Source organism: Vibrio sp. 14N.309.X.WAT.E.F5, from assembly GCF_030397615.1.
In the GTDB taxonomy this organism is placed as follows: domain Bacteria; phylum Pseudomonadota; class Gammaproteobacteria; order Enterobacterales; family Vibrionaceae; genus Vibrio; species Vibrio lentus.
The window spans coordinates 68,541-83,322 of sequence record NZ_JAPNXR010000006.1 but is presented as its reverse complement, the minus strand read 5'-3'; the positions used below and the strand labels follow the sequence as shown (position 1 = coordinate 83,322).

Below are 14,782 nucleotides of genomic sequence, written 5' to 3'. Positions count from 1 at the left end.
AGCTATTGATAGTGTTAACTATTGTGGCAATTAACTATCTATAGCACTTAGTCGCTGTAGAAACTAAGTTTGATAACGTAAGGAAAAAAAGATGCAACTTAACAAAGTTCTTAAAGGCTTGATGATTGCACTACCAGTGATGGCAGTAACGGCATGTAGCTCAACTGATGAAGCAACATCTGCAACTTCAGGTACTGAAAGCAACCAAACAACTTCAGGTTCAGAAGGCAACGTAGACACAACTGTTGTAACGCCAATTGATGCTAACGCTCAACTGTCTGAGCAAGAGCTTAAAGAGCAAGCGCTACGCGAAACTCAAACAATCTACTTTGCATTCGATAACTCTACTATCGCTAGCGACTACGAAGAAATTCTAGCAGCTCACGCAGCTTACCTAAGCAACAACGTTGACATGAACGTTACTATCGAAGGTCACGCTGATGAACGCGGTACTCCTGAGTACAACATCGCACTTGGCGAGCGTCGTGCACAAGCTGTAGCGAAATACCTACAAGCTCTAGGTGTTCAAGCAGACCAAATCTCTATCGTAAGCTACGGTGAAGAGAAGCCACTTCTTCTAGGTCAATCTGAAGATGTGTACGCTAAAAACCGTCGCGCAGTACTAGTTTACTAATTTTAGTAGGCTATATAATTGAGGAATTGCCTCATGTTCAGTAACACAAAGCGAGTCATTTTGCTTTCGTTACTGGCAAGTGCAGCGAACATCGCGTTCGCTGCACCAGCTCCAGTATCCGATCTCAATAGCACCGCAACCAATTCATCATCTTCCTCTCGATCAGCAGCCTCTAACGAATCAGATATCGAGCGTTTAGAGCGCCTGCTTCAAAATCGCAACCTCGTTCAGCTTCAAATGCAACAGCAAATCGACGACATGGCACTGGAGATCAGTGAACTTCGTGGTGAGCTGGAACGAAACAGTTACGATATGAAGCAAATGCTAGAGCGCCAACGTGAACTGTTCATTGAACTGGATCGTGTAAGAGGCGAGGTGAAAGCAGCAGGAACAGCAACGGTAGCAGTGGCAGCGAGCGAAGGCTCTAAAGATGCTTCTGGTACGTTCAGTACTGATGTCGATGAGCAAACCGCTTATCAAAATGCTGTAGATATGATTCTAAAGCAACGAGACTACACGGGTGCTATCGCAGCATTCCAAAAGTTTCAAAAAGACTTCCCAGATTCTACCTTTACACCTAACTCACATTACTGGTTAGGTCAGCTTTATTTCGCTAAGAAGCAAGATAAAGAAGCCGTGAAGAGCTTTGCAGCTGTTGTGTCGTACAAAGACTCAAACAAGCGAGCAGATGCGCTGGTTAAGCTTGGTGACATAGCTGCACGCAACAATAACGCGACGCAAGCTAAGAAATATTACCAACAAGTCGTTACCGAGTACCCAAACAGTGCTTCGGCTAAAGTGGCCAAAACCCACTTATAAACAAAATAGAGGTGCTCAGGTACCTCTTTTTTATACCTGCTTACTTCCTTAATATTTACTCAGCCGCTTTGTGACGCCAACGCATCACCTTGTTTATGCGTTTTAAGTCTTAGCTAGTCACCGCTTGCAACCAATCCTTTTTGATCCTCATCGCTGTCCTGTGTAGAATACTCTAATCCTCGGAAGAAGTTGCGTAGAGCAAGAGCAATGAGTCATATACTAGATAAAATCGATACAGTTTACCCGTTTCCGCCGAAGCCAGTTCCATTGAGCGACGCTCAGAAACAGGCCCACATCGCGAACATCAAAAAACTACTTCAAGAAAAAGATGCAGTTCTAATTGCACACTACTACACGGATCCTGAAATTCAGGCTCTGGCTGAAGAAACTGGTGGTTTCGTTGGCGATTCTTTAGAAATGGCTAAGTTCGGTAACCGTCATTCAGCAAGCACTTTGATCATCGCTGGTGTTCGTTTCATGGGTGAGTCTGCGAAGATTCTTACGCCTGAAAAGCGCATTCTAATGCCAACGCTTGAAGCTGAATGTTCACTTGATCTTGGTTGTCCTGCTGACAAATTTACAGAATTTTGTGATGCTCACCCTGACCACACCGTGGTTGTATACGCGAACACCTCTGCCGCTGTTAAAGCTCGTGCAGACTGGGTGGTTACGTCGAGCATTGCTTTAGAAATCGTTGAAAGCCTAGACGCTGAAGGCAAACCCATTATTTGGGGCCCTGACCGTCACCTAGGTTCTTACATCGCAAATCAAACTGGCGCTGACATGTTGCTTTGGCAAGGTGAGTGTATCGTTCATGATGAATTCTCAGCGGATGCTTTGAAGAAAATGAAATCGGTCTACCCAGAAGCGGCTATTTTGGTTCACCCAGAGTCACCAGCAAGTGTTGTTGAACTGGCTGATGCTGTAGGCTCAACAAGCCAGCTAATTAAGAAGGCAAAAGAGCTGCCTCATCCACAGATGATTGTCGCGACAGACAAAGGTATCTTCTTCAAGATGCAACAATTGGTTCCTGAAAAAGAATTGATTGAAGCACCAACAGCGGGTGCTGGTGCAACGTGTCGTAGCTGCGCACACTGTCCTTGGATGGCAATGAACGGCCTTGAAGCGATTGAAAACGCACTTGAGCATGGTGGTAAGCAACACGAAATTTTCGTTTCTGACGAACTACGTGTGAAGTCTCTTATCCCATTGAACCGCATGCTAGATTTTGCTGAACAGCTTAACCTACAGGTTAAAGGCAACGCTTAATTTCGTTGCCTTGATGATATAAGCAGTCCAGCTTAATCACTGTTTTGCTTTTCCCATCAAGAGAAAAACCAGCCGAGTGCTGGTTTTTTTGTATCTGAGTATTGGCTATCGATATCAATGTTGATCTTATGTATCTTTTTCTGATGATATATCTTGTTGATATCGCGTATTTTTTCTAGCATGTAAGTAACAGAAAAGGATTTGAGGCTCGAATGATAATCTGGTTACAACTCAAACGCTGGATCAAAGCAAACATATTTGTTTTGAATGGCAAAAACTTACTGTTCACTTTTCTTGGCTACATAGCTCTATCGTGGTCGATGCTGTATTTGGCGGGTGAAACAGATTTAACCAGTTCGGTTACCGTATTCGCTTACTATTTGGTGGTGACGGCTTCTACAGTTGGTTATGGTGATTTATCACCGACCACGGTAGCAGGGCAGTGGATCGTTATTCTATTTGTGATTCCAGGTGGGTTGAGCCTTTTCGCCGCACTACTCGGTAAAGTGGCGACAGAAGGTGTTGAATATTGGCGAGCAGGCTTGCTAGGAAAAAGGAGAGTTAGAGTGGACAACCACATTTTGATGCTTGGATGGAATGAGCAAAGAACCATTCATCTCATTCGCATGTTGCAGCATGAAGAAACGGGCAAGCGACCAATCGTATTATGTACTCGTTCAGATATTGAGAACCCGTTACCTGGTGAAATCAATTTCGTCAAAGTGAATAGCTACACTGATGGCAAAGAGATGGAGAAAACGGGCATTGAGTCAGCCAGTTGTATTCTGATTGATAACCCAGAAGACGACATCACTCTATCTGCGGCGCTCTACTGTGCGAACCGAAACCCTAAGGCGCACCTTTTGGTGTACTTTAAAGATGAAGCATTGAGCGACCTGCTACACAAGCATTGCCCTAACTCAGAATGTATTCCTGCTGTTGGTGCGGAAATGCTGGCCAAAGCAGCAGTCGACCCTGGTTCTAGTGCGCTTCATCAAGAGTTATTAAGCTCCACAAGAGGCATGACACAGTATTCAACGTACTTCCCTGAAAACGCTGAACCTGTGACCGTTGCGCCTATTTTCTCTGTGTTTAAAGAGAAGTATCAAGCAACGTTGATCGCGATTGATACTGGCAGCGGTATTGAACTTAACCCAGAACTTGATCAAGTTGTCAGCAGTGGGACTAAGTTGTTTTATATTGCCGATGAACGTATCGATCACTTCGATTGGAAAGGCTTTTAAGCTAACACCGTTCCTTCAGATCTAAAAAAGGCCTCATCGTGAGGCCTTTTTGTTATCGTTAGATCGAGCTAAGCAAGTTGAGCTTAATTCTTTTGCACTACTTATCTAGCTTATTGAGCTTCTGCTAGTGCGATACCACGCTGCGTTAGACCGCAAAGCATCACTGGAACTGCGTTGAAGATCTCTTCGAATTGCTCTAGGCCTTCAATACCTTGCTCTGCAAGTGTCGCGATTGATGTTTCCGGATCGTAAAGCATGCTAAGTGAAAGTAACACACCACCGACGAGCGCGTTGTCTTCGCTGTCTTCAGGCATCAGTGTTTCCCAGTCGTCACGAGCGATCTGCCAGCCTTGAAGCAAGCCTTCACAGAAATCGCGAGCTGCGGTATTCACCACTTCTGCATCATCCAGTTGGCAATCTTCAGGCCAAACCCACGTGCCTTCGATTAGCTCAGGACGTGTTTTGTTCCAAAGAGAGATGATAACTTCAATGTAGCTTTCAAGTTGTTCACCATCCGTAAATGGAGCAACTTCTTCACCACCCCAAAGGAACGGTAGCCACTCATGCGGTGTTAACACATTAGGCGCCGCTGCCATTGCAGTGACAAATCCCATGGTTTTGTGTTCTGTGATTAGCTTTCCTTCCAACTCTGGAAGCGCAAGAATATCTTGTAAGGTCAAAGTGAGGTACCGTAAAAGGGAACATATTTGCGCTTATAGTACCAATGAACTTGTGCCAATCAAGCTTCAATCTAAAAAGGCTTGATGTCGTTGGTGATAAACACTAGGTTTAACAGAAAAGAAAACAATAAAAGAATTATGCAGATACGGTCGTCTTTAAAGAAAAAAAGCATGGTAGCGCTTGGAATATACCTTGCGATGTTTATTGCCATTGTCGGCAGTGTGACTTATTACGTCGTAGAATCCCCTGTGCGTGCCAAATTACAACAAAACCTCGACTTGCGTACGGAGTTGTTGTCCGCATTGATTACAGAGCCACTCAGTAGCTCTCAAGGCTTTGTTGATAGTTTAGTTGGTTTCGCTCAGGCACATCGCAATGGTGACGATGTCATCCCGCTGTTTAAGTCGATGTTGGCGGCGAGTGATGACACGATCGTCAGCGCTGGTATTTGGCCTGAACCTTATATGTTGGATTCTAAAAAGCTGCTTAACAGCTATTTTTTCAACAAAGCCGACGACGGCACGATTGACCAACTGTTTTCTTATAACAATCCTAAAAACGCCCCTTATCATGAAGAGTATTGGTACACGTCTGTCGTAGACAAGCCACAGGGAACCATCTCATGGAGTGATGTGTATATCGACCCATACACACACGTTCGAATGATCACTGCTTCTTCCCCTTATTATTACGATGGAACCTTCGCGGGCGTTGCGACTGTGGATCTTTCCCTCGAAGAACTATTGGGTTTCATCAAAAACCATGCAGAAGAGTACAATCTTGGTATTACGTTGAGAGATAAACTCAACCAAGTGCTGGTTTCTCATAACTTCAATCTCGTTGAAGGGATCTACATCAGTAGCAGCCAATTTGGCGAATTCGGTTGGCAAGTGGATGTGGTTAACTCAAAGTCACGTGTGGCAGACGAAGTTTTTCGTCAAGTGATGAGTATCGAGGGCGGTATTGTGCCGCTATTACTACTGTGTGTAATGGCTGGTTATTACTTATTGAACCGCTATTTGATTAGTCCGATAACAACCATCGCCGCTAAGGTTGATGGTTCGAAAGCGGGTGAAATCATTGATGTTGATTATTCAAGTGATGATGAAATCGGCCACTTGATTAAAACCTTCAACGAAAAGACCATTTACCTCGAAGCGGAAAAAGTCAAAGCTCAAGCATCAACCAATGCTAAAACAGCTTTTCTCGCAACCCTGTCACATGAAATCCGCACGCCAATGAATGGGGTGCTGGGCACCGCTCAGATCTTGCTAAAAACGCCGCTAAATTCTGACCAAGAGAAGCATCTTAAGAGTTTGTATGATTCGGGCGATCATATGATGACTTTGCTCAATGAGATATTAGACTTTTCAAAAATCGAGCAGGGCAGGTTAGATCTCGATGAGACTCGATTCCCGCTTGATTCGATCATCGGCAGTATTAACAGTGTCTACTACACATTGTCTTCCGAGAAAGGGCTTCAATTCAAAGTGTATTCTGAGGTGCCTTCTGGTCGCTGGTACTTCTCGGACAAAGCACGCTTGCGCCAAATCTTGTTTAATCTTCTGAACAACGCCGTGAAGTTCACTTCTAGAGGCTTCGTTGAGGTGTATCTCAGAGAAGTCGTAGAAGGGAGTGAGACCTACCTCAGTATTCGAGTTCGCGATACTGGCATTGGGATCTCCAAAGAAGCCCAAAAGCGTATTTTCAAGCCTTTTGAACAAGCAGAGTCGTCGACAACAAGGCGTTTTGGCGGTACAGGCCTTGGCTTGGCGATTGTAAAGAAAATCGCTCAGCTTATGGATGGCAGTATTACAGTCACCAGTGAGGAAGGGATAGGCACGAGCTTTGATGTTCGACTAAAGATTCAACCCTGTCAGCCTGGAGAGATAGAGAGCTTGCCTCACAAGAAGTTAGATTACTCTGGATTGAAAGTGCTGATTGTGGAGGATAACCGGACCAATACAATCATCATCGAAACATTTATGAACAGCAAAGGGTTCACGTGTAAAAGCGTGGAAAACGGTGAGCTTGCCATACAAGCCGTCGTTGCTGAGCACTTTGATTTGGTGCTGATGGATAACCATATGCCTGTAATGGATGGTGTTGAATCAACCACTGCAATTCGCGCTCTGATTGGCGATGTTTCATCAGTCTTGATCTTAGGTTGTACTGCTGATGTATTCAAAGAGACTCGCGAACGCATGCTCGGCGCCGGCGTGGATTACATTATTGCGAAACCCATTGATGAGCGAGAGCTTGATGACGCTTTATTCCGTTATTCAAACAAGCTTTACCAGTTCCACGAGGAAGAGAGCGCAAATAAACAAAGTGATAGTGCTAATCACGACAACAACCATGACCAAGCCATTCATGAAAGAGAAGGCCATGGTCTAGAAAAACATGGATTAGACAGCCATAACGGAAATGTGCCCAAAACACATTTTCATGAGGAAAAAAGCCAAAGCCGCTCGTTGCCTAAACCTGACCTACGAAACAAAGACAACACAGAAGAACTTCTGGTCATGCTTTACGTAGCACTTGAAGACAATAATCTAGAGTTGATTCGATTTGCGTTAGAGAGTCTGCGTGTTCATGTCAAGCCAATGAACAATGCTGAACTTACCTATCAAGTTGATAAGGCACTAGAACAGGTATCTCTGGGAGAGCCTCCTTCTCAAGATGTCATCAATATCATTACTGTAAATATACCTATGGCTTAGATGTTGTTTAGTTACAGAAAATTAATAACGAATTGTCTACTATTTGACCTTGATAAGATTTTTTGGTGGAAGTAACTGCTTTTTAAGTGGTTTTCGGTTGTTAATTTACAACTTGATTTTTATTTTGGAATGTATGACTACTAATCTTGTGATTTAATAGCGACATTATCTGGTAGGGTGTAAATACACCTTATTTATATGTTGCTAATTCACTCAATAGGCAGTGATATATTTTAGGTTTGGTATCAATGAAGTCTCGTGGTCCATTTTGTATTCGTAACGCAGCGGCGGATACATTTGCTATGGTAGTTTTCTGTTTTATCTCTGGCATGATCGTAGAAGTGTTTATTTCAGGTATGACGTTTGAGCAATCTCTTGCTTCTCGAACGTTATCTATTCCGGTAAACATTGCTATCGCTTGGCCTTATGGTGTTTTTCGTGATTGGTTCTTGCGTAATGGTGCAAAGCTTTCACAGAGTTCGTTGATGAAGAATATATCTGACCTTTTAGCTTACGTGTTGTTCCAGTCGCCTGTGTATGCCGGTATTTTATTGGCGGTTGGTGCTTCAAGCGACCAGATAGTCACGGCTGTAACCAGTAACGCTGTAATCTCATGTGGTATGGGCGTGTTGTACGGTTACTTCTTAGATATGTGCCGTAAATGGTTTAGAGTTCCTGGCTACTATCAACGAGCTTAAGAAAAGCAACAAGCGTAAGTGTAGCGATAGAATAAAATTTGGTTTGTTTTTGATCTAATGAGTTAATTTGTAATCGAACAAGCCGAAAAATGCACTTTTTTTGAGAATGCCCCTTGACCAAAGCAAGCAGAATCAATAAAGTAGCGCCTCGTTGAGTGACAAGCTCAACACACAATTTGTGGAAGGATGGCTGAGTGGCTTAAGGCGCTCGCCTGGAAAGCGAGTATACGTTTATAGCGTATCTGGGGTTCAAATCCCCATTCTTCCACCACTATTCAAAACCCTAGCAGAAATGCTGGGGTTTTCTCGTTTTAGAGCCTCTAGATTCCACGTCATCCGCATCCATTCTTAGTATCAGTTCCTTTAATCCTTTCTTGATAGTCATTTCCTCTATTAATGCCGTCGCAGATTGAACCATATTTGGTGTTTTTATCGTCGATAAACGCTTGATTTTTGGCATGAATCTAGATTATTAATAGTACGCAATATTAATAATCTAACTATTAGGAATCCTTAGCCCTATGACAGAAACCCTAGTTTCTCCATTGCTCTCCTTTACTATCGCGATCTCATTACTGTTTATTGGTAAAGGTTTGATCGAGCGATCGGAATTATTAAGGAAGTATTCATTACCAGAGCCTGTTATTGGTGGCTTTGTTTGTGCCGCGACCGTAGCTGCGCTTTACTATCTATTTGAAATTCAAATCACCTTTAGCCTAGATGTCAGAGATTTTTTGCTTCTCTACTTTTTTGCTGGCATCGGACTCCAAGCGGATATTAAAACGCTGATCAACGGTGGGCGACCGTTGTTCATTCTGCTGTTTCTTGCCGCTGTTTTTATCGTGTTGCAAAACGTGGTCGGCATGGCGGTAGCCTCGGGCTTCGGAATGGATCCAAAAGCGGGCTTATTGTCGGGCTCTGTCAGCTTAATCGGCGGCGTAGGTACAACGTTGGCGTGGGCACCAATGTTTGTTGAAGAGTTTGGTATTTCGAACGCGCTAGAGCTCGGTGTGGCGTCAAATACGGTTGGCTTGATTGCGGCGTGTGTGATTGGTGGTCCAATTGCCAACTACCTACTTAATAAGCACAAAATTAGCCCATCGAATGAAGAAGACGTGACGGTCGGTGCGTACCAAGAAAGTGAAACAAAAACAGAGCTAAGCCACTACGGCGTTCTGTGGGCATGGTTGATTTTAAACCTCACCTTGATGCTTGGTTACAGTCTAAGCGAAGTCATTGATTCGATGGGCTTAAAACTCCCGCTATTCGTAAGCTGTTTAATCGCCGGTATCCTGATCGGGAACATTGGTCGAGCGCTATTTAAGAAGCGTCGTACGCAAGAGAAAATAGCTCAAGGTCGCAAAGGCTTAGCGATGATCTCTGACATCTGCTTAGGTATGTTCTTAACCATGGCATTGATGGGGCTCCGCATTTGGGATCTTGATGGGTTGTTTGGCTATATATCGGTGATCATGAGTATCCAGATTTTGCTTTCCCTGTTATTTACCATATTCGTCGTCTATTACTTGATGGGAAGAAACTACGACTCAGTGGTTATATGTTCCGGCTTCGGAGGCATCACTCTCGGCTCGACTGCCACAGCGATTGTGAACATGACTGCCGTTACTCATCGCTATGGCGCAAGCCCACAAGCATTCATTGTGGTGCCATTAGTGTGTGGTTTCTTTGTCGATTTGATTAATGCGTTGGTGATTAGCTTTTTTGTCGGGATGTAGCTGTATTTGTTGTTTCCAACATAAAAGTAAAAATCCCTACCAATTTTGTTGATAGGGATTTTTGATTTGCCGTAAGCAACACTAAATTTTCAAATGGTCAATACTGGCTCAATTAGCCTCGTGCCTATTTCTACGTAGGCAACCTTTTTATTTATTTGGGTATTCAATCCAACTAGAGCCATCGAGAGTAATGTAGTATTTTCCTTCTACCTCTATCACTGTCGAGCCCGAGTTCTGTGCCACTAGAGGAGTTTCCGGTAGGTTTTCAGCTAATTTAGCTGGGGTGAACTGGCGACGGCTATAGATATCTTCTTCCAAAATATTGGCAACCAATTGCGAAAGCGCTAGATAGCTTGAAGGTGCTTTAACATGCTCGGTTTCACCATTACGCTCAATATTTTCTCCAAAAATTTTAATACCAACCGGGGTATGTACAATGGCAGGGGCGGGTATTTCCCTCATACCTTGTATTTGCATTCTGTCACCACGCATACCTGCTCCGTGTTCTGGTACGAGGGCAACAACGATATTGCGCTTTGACGCTTCAAGTTGCTTGAAAAAACCGTAAAGGTCGTCAAGTAGGTTCTTCAAACGTTTTTTATAACTGATCATTGAAGTACTGGATTTTGAATTGATGATTCTATTGCCATCATGCAATGAGATTGAATTATATAGTGCGACTACTTTTTCATCGCTGCTGTTAAGCCTTTGTTGGAGCCAGTTATTTAGGACTTGCTTGTCTCTGAATATCGATGAGCCATCAAATGACTTTTGGTAAGGTTTAAACCCATCTTGAGACATGAGTTCTGTTTGTAAGTCTCCATCTTTTTTTATCAACTCAAGGAAGCTGTCGAATACACCGTTATGGTTCATTAACAGGTTCTCTTCAAAGCCAAGGTTTTTCAAATTATCAAACAGATAGCATTGGTTTGATGGAGCTGATGCAAACAGTTGGCTGTGTTCTTGCTGTCCGCAGCTCGCTCTTAAGAGTCGAATAACAGCAGGGCCGCTGTATGACGTGCCTGCACTGAAGTTATCAAACATGATGTCAAATTCTTTAAACAACGGATGATTTGCTAAACCAGCAATCTCTATATCGTCCCACGCTACTGAACAAATACTTAAGAACAATAAGTCAAAGGGTGCATCTGTTTTGCTGTCCGGGCTAAACGAGACAGAGCGAGACGCTTCTTGTTCGAAAAAGTCGGCTGTCAATTTGTTGAGGGACTGATCGTTTATTTCAGCAATTTGCGGTTGATCTGGACGTTGCACCACAGAATCGTTCGATTGTGGTAAATCTGAACTAACCACAACTTGAGCCGAAGAGCCGGTATTGCCCGGCAAGCTGACATAAAGCATGGCTATGACTACAAAGACTGAGACTCGCAAAAACTTACTTAGAATGAAATAACCTGCGCATAGAGTGAATAAGCCAACGAGAGCTTCGAGTGAAACAAATCTTCCCATAAGCTCAATAAGGTATCCGATCTCAAACTGTACCAATTGTCCTGCTTGTGCCCAAAGCCTATCCAGTGGAGGGAGGTAAGAGTCATAATGTAATAGCCAAGCTGCTATCACTATGGCTATTAGGTGGCGAAACGCGTTGATTGGTTTCACTGTCACTGGGAGCAGTATAAACAGCAATAAAGCCAAGTTTTCAATTGGGTGGAAGTCAATTGTCCCTTGAACGAAAAGGGCTAGTTTGGCGATAAAATAGACATTCCACCAACCTAAACTTAGGTTTGCAAAAATGGAATCCTTAGCATGAGGTTTCATTATTTAAGCTTCTTATTTTTAGTAATAATCACATCTTGTTCGAAATATCGTGAACGAGTGAGATGACGTTGATAAAAGCGTTTACCAAGCTCAATAGCATCGCGCAGGAAGTACCCTAATAGCACCCCGACAGAGATACTGATACTTGCCGTAAGCAGGAAATCGTTAATGTTCATATGTTTCCCTTAGAGGCGATGACTGTTTTTATGGCGAATAGGGGAGTTATGTCAGCAATGGGTTGAGAAATATCTGAAAATATTTTCTGTTCTGTCGTTAGTTTCGACACTTCAGGAGAGATTGCAGTTTGATCTTCTATGATGTTCTGCAGTTCGGCTTCGATATCATGTTGAGTGTCATAGGTTTGAACCGTATGGAACAGATCGCGCATAGGGAACTCGAAGATGTTATTCAGCGCAACATTGATATCGTTATGACGGATAGCACTAAAAAGAACATACAGGGCATTATTACAGGCGGTGACAATATCACCGTCTCGGCGAATATGGCAAAGTCGCAAGCATTCCTCAGGGGTCATTCCGGGTAATAGATTAAGCTTGATCAGTGCAAATCGAATGCTTGAGCGTGATGATATTGCAATAACATCGCTACAATAATTGGTAAACTCTTTGTTGAGTAAATAGCCTTTGTTCCCGAACTTCAGATCATATTTGAGCAGTGATTCAACATTTTTAGGCAAGGACCGAGTCGATACCTGGCCTTGTATGGCCTCGACCTGAGTCATAAAGCGCATGTGAGGAACTTGAACTGGACAGATCAAATTGACTCCCGCCCGCAGTAGAAACTTTTCATCTGTATATCGCAGACACTGGCTGGTCTCACGAATAACGATTTTTAACTGATTACCTGCTTTGGCTCGCAACCTGTAACAGTCAATAGCTAACTGCCTGACTTCACTTTGATCGCCACAACTAAAGATCACGGTTGATGCTCTTGGACTATCGATCATGCTCAATAGTGTCTGATTGTCATTGGCTAAATGCACGCTTTTGGGCGCCTTAACTCCCTCACCTAAAACTTCTTTACTTACATAAATCCGTTCGCTGTCTGCTCTGTCTTCAGTAGTACCTGTCGAGTTTAGGCTCTGATTCAAAGTAGCTTCCAATTGATGGCTGTTTGAGCTCGTTAGGATATATTCGCTATCTGACTTAACTCCATGTTTATTCGACCAAAAATCAACGAGGTAATTATAAGTCGACTCGTCTATTGGTGTCATCGTCGCTAACCCAGCTATATGTCGGTTATTCGTGAGTAGTTTAGGTTTTAATACGGATGTTGCAAGGTTCCCATAAATACACAAACTGATAGCTAAATTTTTGTTAATGGACAACTTTTCGATGTTTCGTAGAAACTCATTAATTTCATTGTCATTACAATGAGCGAGTAAGGAGTCATGAATAAATAAAATATAAGTAGAACCTGCCTTTATATTTATCTTATGAATATCTCTGGATAGCAAAATAGGGTTAATTGTTTTTTTTGACTGATGAGTATTAACAAAATACATTTGATCTAGTGATGTGTTTGCTAAGTTATTGATCTTTGAAATGACTTCGTCAGTGATTCCAGTCAAGAATGTTTCTTTGTCTGTGAAGATTGTAAGTGATGTGTTGTCTTGATTTATTAGTAAGCTGAATAAGGAATCAATTGCTAGTCGCTTATGAGTAAACAAATTGACGTATACAGATTCATACTCTCTTTCACTAGTGGTCACTGGTAATCCATGAATCGAGTGCATAAAGTTCCTTAAGTTCAATGGTTTATTTATTAGTTGGTAAGTAGCATATAACGAAGGGACTTGTACTTTAAAGCTACGCAACTAATTTATGACAATAAAATGACGTAGATATTTTAATCAAGTTTGATCGAAAATTAAAATAGATATATTATAATTTTTCAAATAGTTATGTGTCACATCGTATATCATAGTCATTATGAATGAATGTTTCCATGTTATTGATTTTAAATATAGATATTTGGTGAGCAGTTACAAACTGGCTTTAAGTTGCTCATTCCTTAATACCTAAGAAGACACCATCTATTAAATGAAATGAGTGTGAACCAAGGTTCATTTTTTAAATCCTACAAAGATTCTGCGCATAGGTTCGTGCGTTAAATTGTTATCAGCGTAATGGATACAGACTTAAGGAATTGACAGGAACGTCTTTACCTCTGTGTTTTTGTGCTTTTATTTTGGAAATATCGAGTGGCTGAACCAGCAAAAGACATTAATTCGATCTACGCTTCATATAACTTAACTGAACATCAGTATATTGAAATGACAGAGAATGAGTCTTATACACAAGTGAAAAGTAAGTGGTTAATATTTCAATCAAAGCGAGTCAATGATACCGAACATTGGGTTGGTAAAAAGCAGACAGGTTTAGAAGCGAAAGCGATATGAAACGTCTCGTTTTTGTTAGCTTGCGCGGTGGTTGTGGTTCTACGACTATTACTGCGAATTTGTCTCAGGCTTTAGTGAAGATCAATAAGCAGGTACTGGCGATAGATGCTTCACCTGAGAATTTATTAGGGCTCCATCTAGGCCTCCTTAATGGAGAGCACGATGGGTGGGCAGCAAGAATGTTGCAAAATCTTTCCTTGTTTGAAGCTGGCTACCAGAGTCCACAGGGCGCGGTGTTTCTTCCCTTCGGTCAGTTATCCTCTAAACAACAGCATCAATTCGAACAGAATAGAGCTCCGTTCCTGAACTCATTAGCTGAAACCACGTTAAATGCGAGCGAAGAGCAGGGTGAACAGTGGCAATTGTTCCATTCGCAGCTTTCTGATCTAAACAACCTATTGGCCAACGGCGCTATTGATGCAATAGATGCGGTATTTCTTACAATTACGGCCGATGCACTTAGCTATAGCGCACTTCAATCGTGGATTCAAAATCATCCACTCTTTCATGACTTAGTCGCTATGGGAAAACTCCGAATTCTCATTAGTCACTATCAACCAGAAACTGAAGTAGGTCGTGATTTTATGTTGGTTTTGAAAAAAGAGTATGGTCGAATATTAGTGCCAGTACTGATCCATCGTGATACTGCCTTACTAGACTGTGTTGCTAACCTTACTACTGTTCAGCATTTTTCCCCGATTAGTCAGGCTGCTAAAGATTTTCAGTCTCTCGCTTTCTGGTGCGTTTCAACGTTTTCATCTAAGCAATCCCAGGGCTAAC

13 protein-coding genes and 1 tRNA gene are annotated in these 14,782 nt (G+C 42.5%); 10 read left to right on the top strand and 4 right to left on the bottom strand.

The window, feature by feature from the left end; genetic code table 11:
- The first annotated feature begins 91 nt into the window (after positions 1-91).
- The 4 genes from pal (at position 92) to OW495_RS09125 (ending at position 3,966) form a co-directional block, all read left to right on the top strand.
- Positions 92-634, top strand: a complete 543-nt coding sequence (gene pal, locus OW495_RS09140; protein ID WP_017105742.1) for a peptidoglycan-associated lipoprotein Pal — start codon at positions 92-94, stop codon at positions 632-634.
- A gap of 33 nt (positions 635-667) precedes the next feature.
- Entirely contained in the window at positions 668-1,453 is a 786-nt protein-coding gene (gene ybgF, locus OW495_RS09135) for a tol-pal system protein YbgF (RefSeq protein ID WP_029223556.1), read from the top strand.
- Between the two features lie 207 nt (positions 1,454-1,660).
- The gene (nadA, locus tag OW495_RS09130; RefSeq protein WP_017105740.1) at positions 1,661-2,722 is read left to right on the top strand and encodes a quinolinate synthase NadA; all 1,062 of its coding nucleotides are present in this window, start codon (positions 1,661-1,663) and stop codon (positions 2,720-2,722) included.
- A gap of 212 nt (positions 2,723-2,934) precedes the next feature.
- A complete protein-coding gene (locus OW495_RS09125; protein WP_102514504.1) occupies positions 2,935-3,966 on the top strand; it encodes a potassium channel family protein in 1,032 nt (343 codons plus the stop codon).
- Positions 3,967-4,076: 110 nt separating this feature from the next.
- On the opposite strand, the gene OW495_RS09120 is transcribed toward OW495_RS09125, so the two are convergent.
- Positions 4,077-4,646, bottom strand: a complete 570-nt coding sequence (locus tag OW495_RS09120) for a UPF0149 family protein (RefSeq protein WP_017105738.1) — start codon at positions 4,644-4,646, stop codon at positions 4,077-4,079.
- 171 nt (positions 4,647-4,817) lie between these two features.
- Here OW495_RS09120 and OW495_RS09115 point away from each other — a divergent pair, with 171 nt between their 5' ends.
- The 4 genes from OW495_RS09115 to gltS all read left to right on the top strand — a co-directional run bounded on the left by OW495_RS09115 (position 4,818) and on the right by gltS (position 9,804).
- Complete coding sequence (locus OW495_RS09115) at positions 4,818-7,370, top strand: hybrid sensor histidine kinase/response regulator (RefSeq protein WP_289886105.1); 2,553 nt, start codon at positions 4,818-4,820, stop codon at positions 7,368-7,370.
- Between the two features lie 248 nt (positions 7,371-7,618).
- Positions 7,619-8,068 carry an L-alanine exporter AlaE gene (locus OW495_RS09110; protein ID WP_102308642.1) on the top strand — a complete coding sequence of 150 codons (450 nt, stop codon included), beginning with the start codon at positions 7,619-7,621 and terminating at the stop codon, positions 8,066-8,068.
- A gap of 180 nt (positions 8,069-8,248) precedes the next feature.
- Positions 8,249-8,339, top strand: a tRNA-Ser gene (locus OW495_RS09105).
- Between the two features lie 250 nt (positions 8,340-8,589).
- Positions 8,590-9,804 carry a sodium/glutamate symporter gene (gene gltS, locus OW495_RS09100; protein ID WP_102514502.1) on the top strand — a complete coding sequence of 405 codons (1,215 nt, stop codon included), beginning with the start codon at positions 8,590-8,592 and terminating at the stop codon, positions 9,802-9,804.
- Between the two features lie 147 nt (positions 9,805-9,951).
- Here the strand turns inward: gltS and bcsG are convergent, their stop codons facing one another.
- Genes bcsG through bcsE form a run of 3 tightly spaced genes read right to left on the bottom strand, consistent with a single transcriptional unit; the run spans position 9,952 to position 13,336 of the window.
- Positions 9,952-11,580, bottom strand: a complete 1,629-nt coding sequence (gene bcsG / locus OW495_RS09095) for a cellulose biosynthesis protein BcsG (protein ID WP_102514501.1) — start codon at positions 11,578-11,580, stop codon at positions 9,952-9,954.
- Positions 11,580-11,756, bottom strand: a complete 177-nt coding sequence (locus OW495_RS09090; protein WP_171330485.1) for a hypothetical protein — start codon at positions 11,754-11,756, stop codon at positions 11,580-11,582. The genes bcsG and OW495_RS09090 overlap by 1 nt, the downstream gene beginning before the upstream one ends.
- Complete coding sequence (gene bcsE, locus OW495_RS09085) at positions 11,753-13,336, bottom strand: cellulose biosynthesis protein BcsE (RefSeq protein WP_102514500.1); 1,584 nt, start codon at positions 13,334-13,336, stop codon at positions 11,753-11,755. The genes OW495_RS09090 and bcsE overlap by 4 nt, the downstream gene beginning before the upstream one ends.
- A 468-nt stretch (positions 13,337-13,804) precedes the next feature.
- On the opposite strand from bcsE, the gene OW495_RS09080 reads away from it, so the two are divergent.
- Both OW495_RS09080 and bcsQ read left to right on the top strand, forming a co-directional pair.
- Complete coding sequence (locus OW495_RS09080; protein ID WP_065103283.1) at positions 13,805-14,002, top strand: hypothetical protein; 198 nt, start codon at positions 13,805-13,807, stop codon at positions 14,000-14,002.
- Positions 13,999-14,781 carry a cellulose biosynthesis protein BcsQ gene (gene bcsQ / locus OW495_RS09075; protein WP_081276267.1) on the top strand — a complete coding sequence of 261 codons (783 nt, stop codon included), beginning with the start codon at positions 13,999-14,001 and terminating at the stop codon, positions 14,779-14,781. The genes OW495_RS09080 and bcsQ overlap by 4 nt, the downstream gene beginning before the upstream one ends.
- Position 14,782 lies beyond the last annotated feature (1 nt).

Excerpts from the sequence above, each read along its gene's own strand:
- ybgF (WP_029223556.1), top strand. The coding sequence starts at position 668 with ATGTTCAGTAACACAAAGCGAGTCATTTTGCTTTCGTTACTGGCAAGT.
- OW495_RS09115 (WP_289886105.1), top strand. The coding sequence starts at position 4,818 with ATGGTAGCGCTTGGAATATACCTTGCGATGTTTATTGCCATTGTCGGC.
- bcsE (WP_102514500.1), bottom strand. The coding sequence starts at position 13,336 with ATGCACTCGATTCATGGATTACCAGTGACCACTAGTGAAAGAGAGTAT.
- gltS (WP_102514502.1), top strand. The coding sequence starts at position 8,590 with ATGACAGAAACCCTAGTTTCTCCATTGCTCTCCTTTACTATCGCGATC.
- bcsG (WP_102514501.1), bottom strand. The coding sequence starts at position 11,580 with ATGAAACCTCATGCTAAGGATTCCATTTTTGCAAACCTAAGTTTAGGT.
- nadA (WP_017105740.1), top strand. The coding sequence starts at position 1,661 with ATGAGTCATATACTAGATAAAATCGATACAGTTTACCCGTTTCCGCCG.
- OW495_RS09110 (WP_102308642.1), top strand. The coding sequence starts at position 7,619 with ATGAAGTCTCGTGGTCCATTTTGTATTCGTAACGCAGCGGCGGATACA.
- bcsQ (WP_081276267.1), top strand. The coding sequence starts at position 13,999 with ATGAAACGTCTCGTTTTTGTTAGCTTGCGCGGTGGTTGTGGTTCTACG.
- pal (WP_017105742.1), top strand. The coding sequence starts at position 92 with ATGCAACTTAACAAAGTTCTTAAAGGCTTGATGATTGCACTACCAGTG.
- OW495_RS09125 (WP_102514504.1), top strand. The coding sequence starts at position 2,935 with ATGATAATCTGGTTACAACTCAAACGCTGGATCAAAGCAAACATATTT.
- OW495_RS09090 (WP_171330485.1), bottom strand. The coding sequence starts at position 11,756 with ATGAACATTAACGATTTCCTGCTTACGGCAAGTATCAGTATCTCTGTC.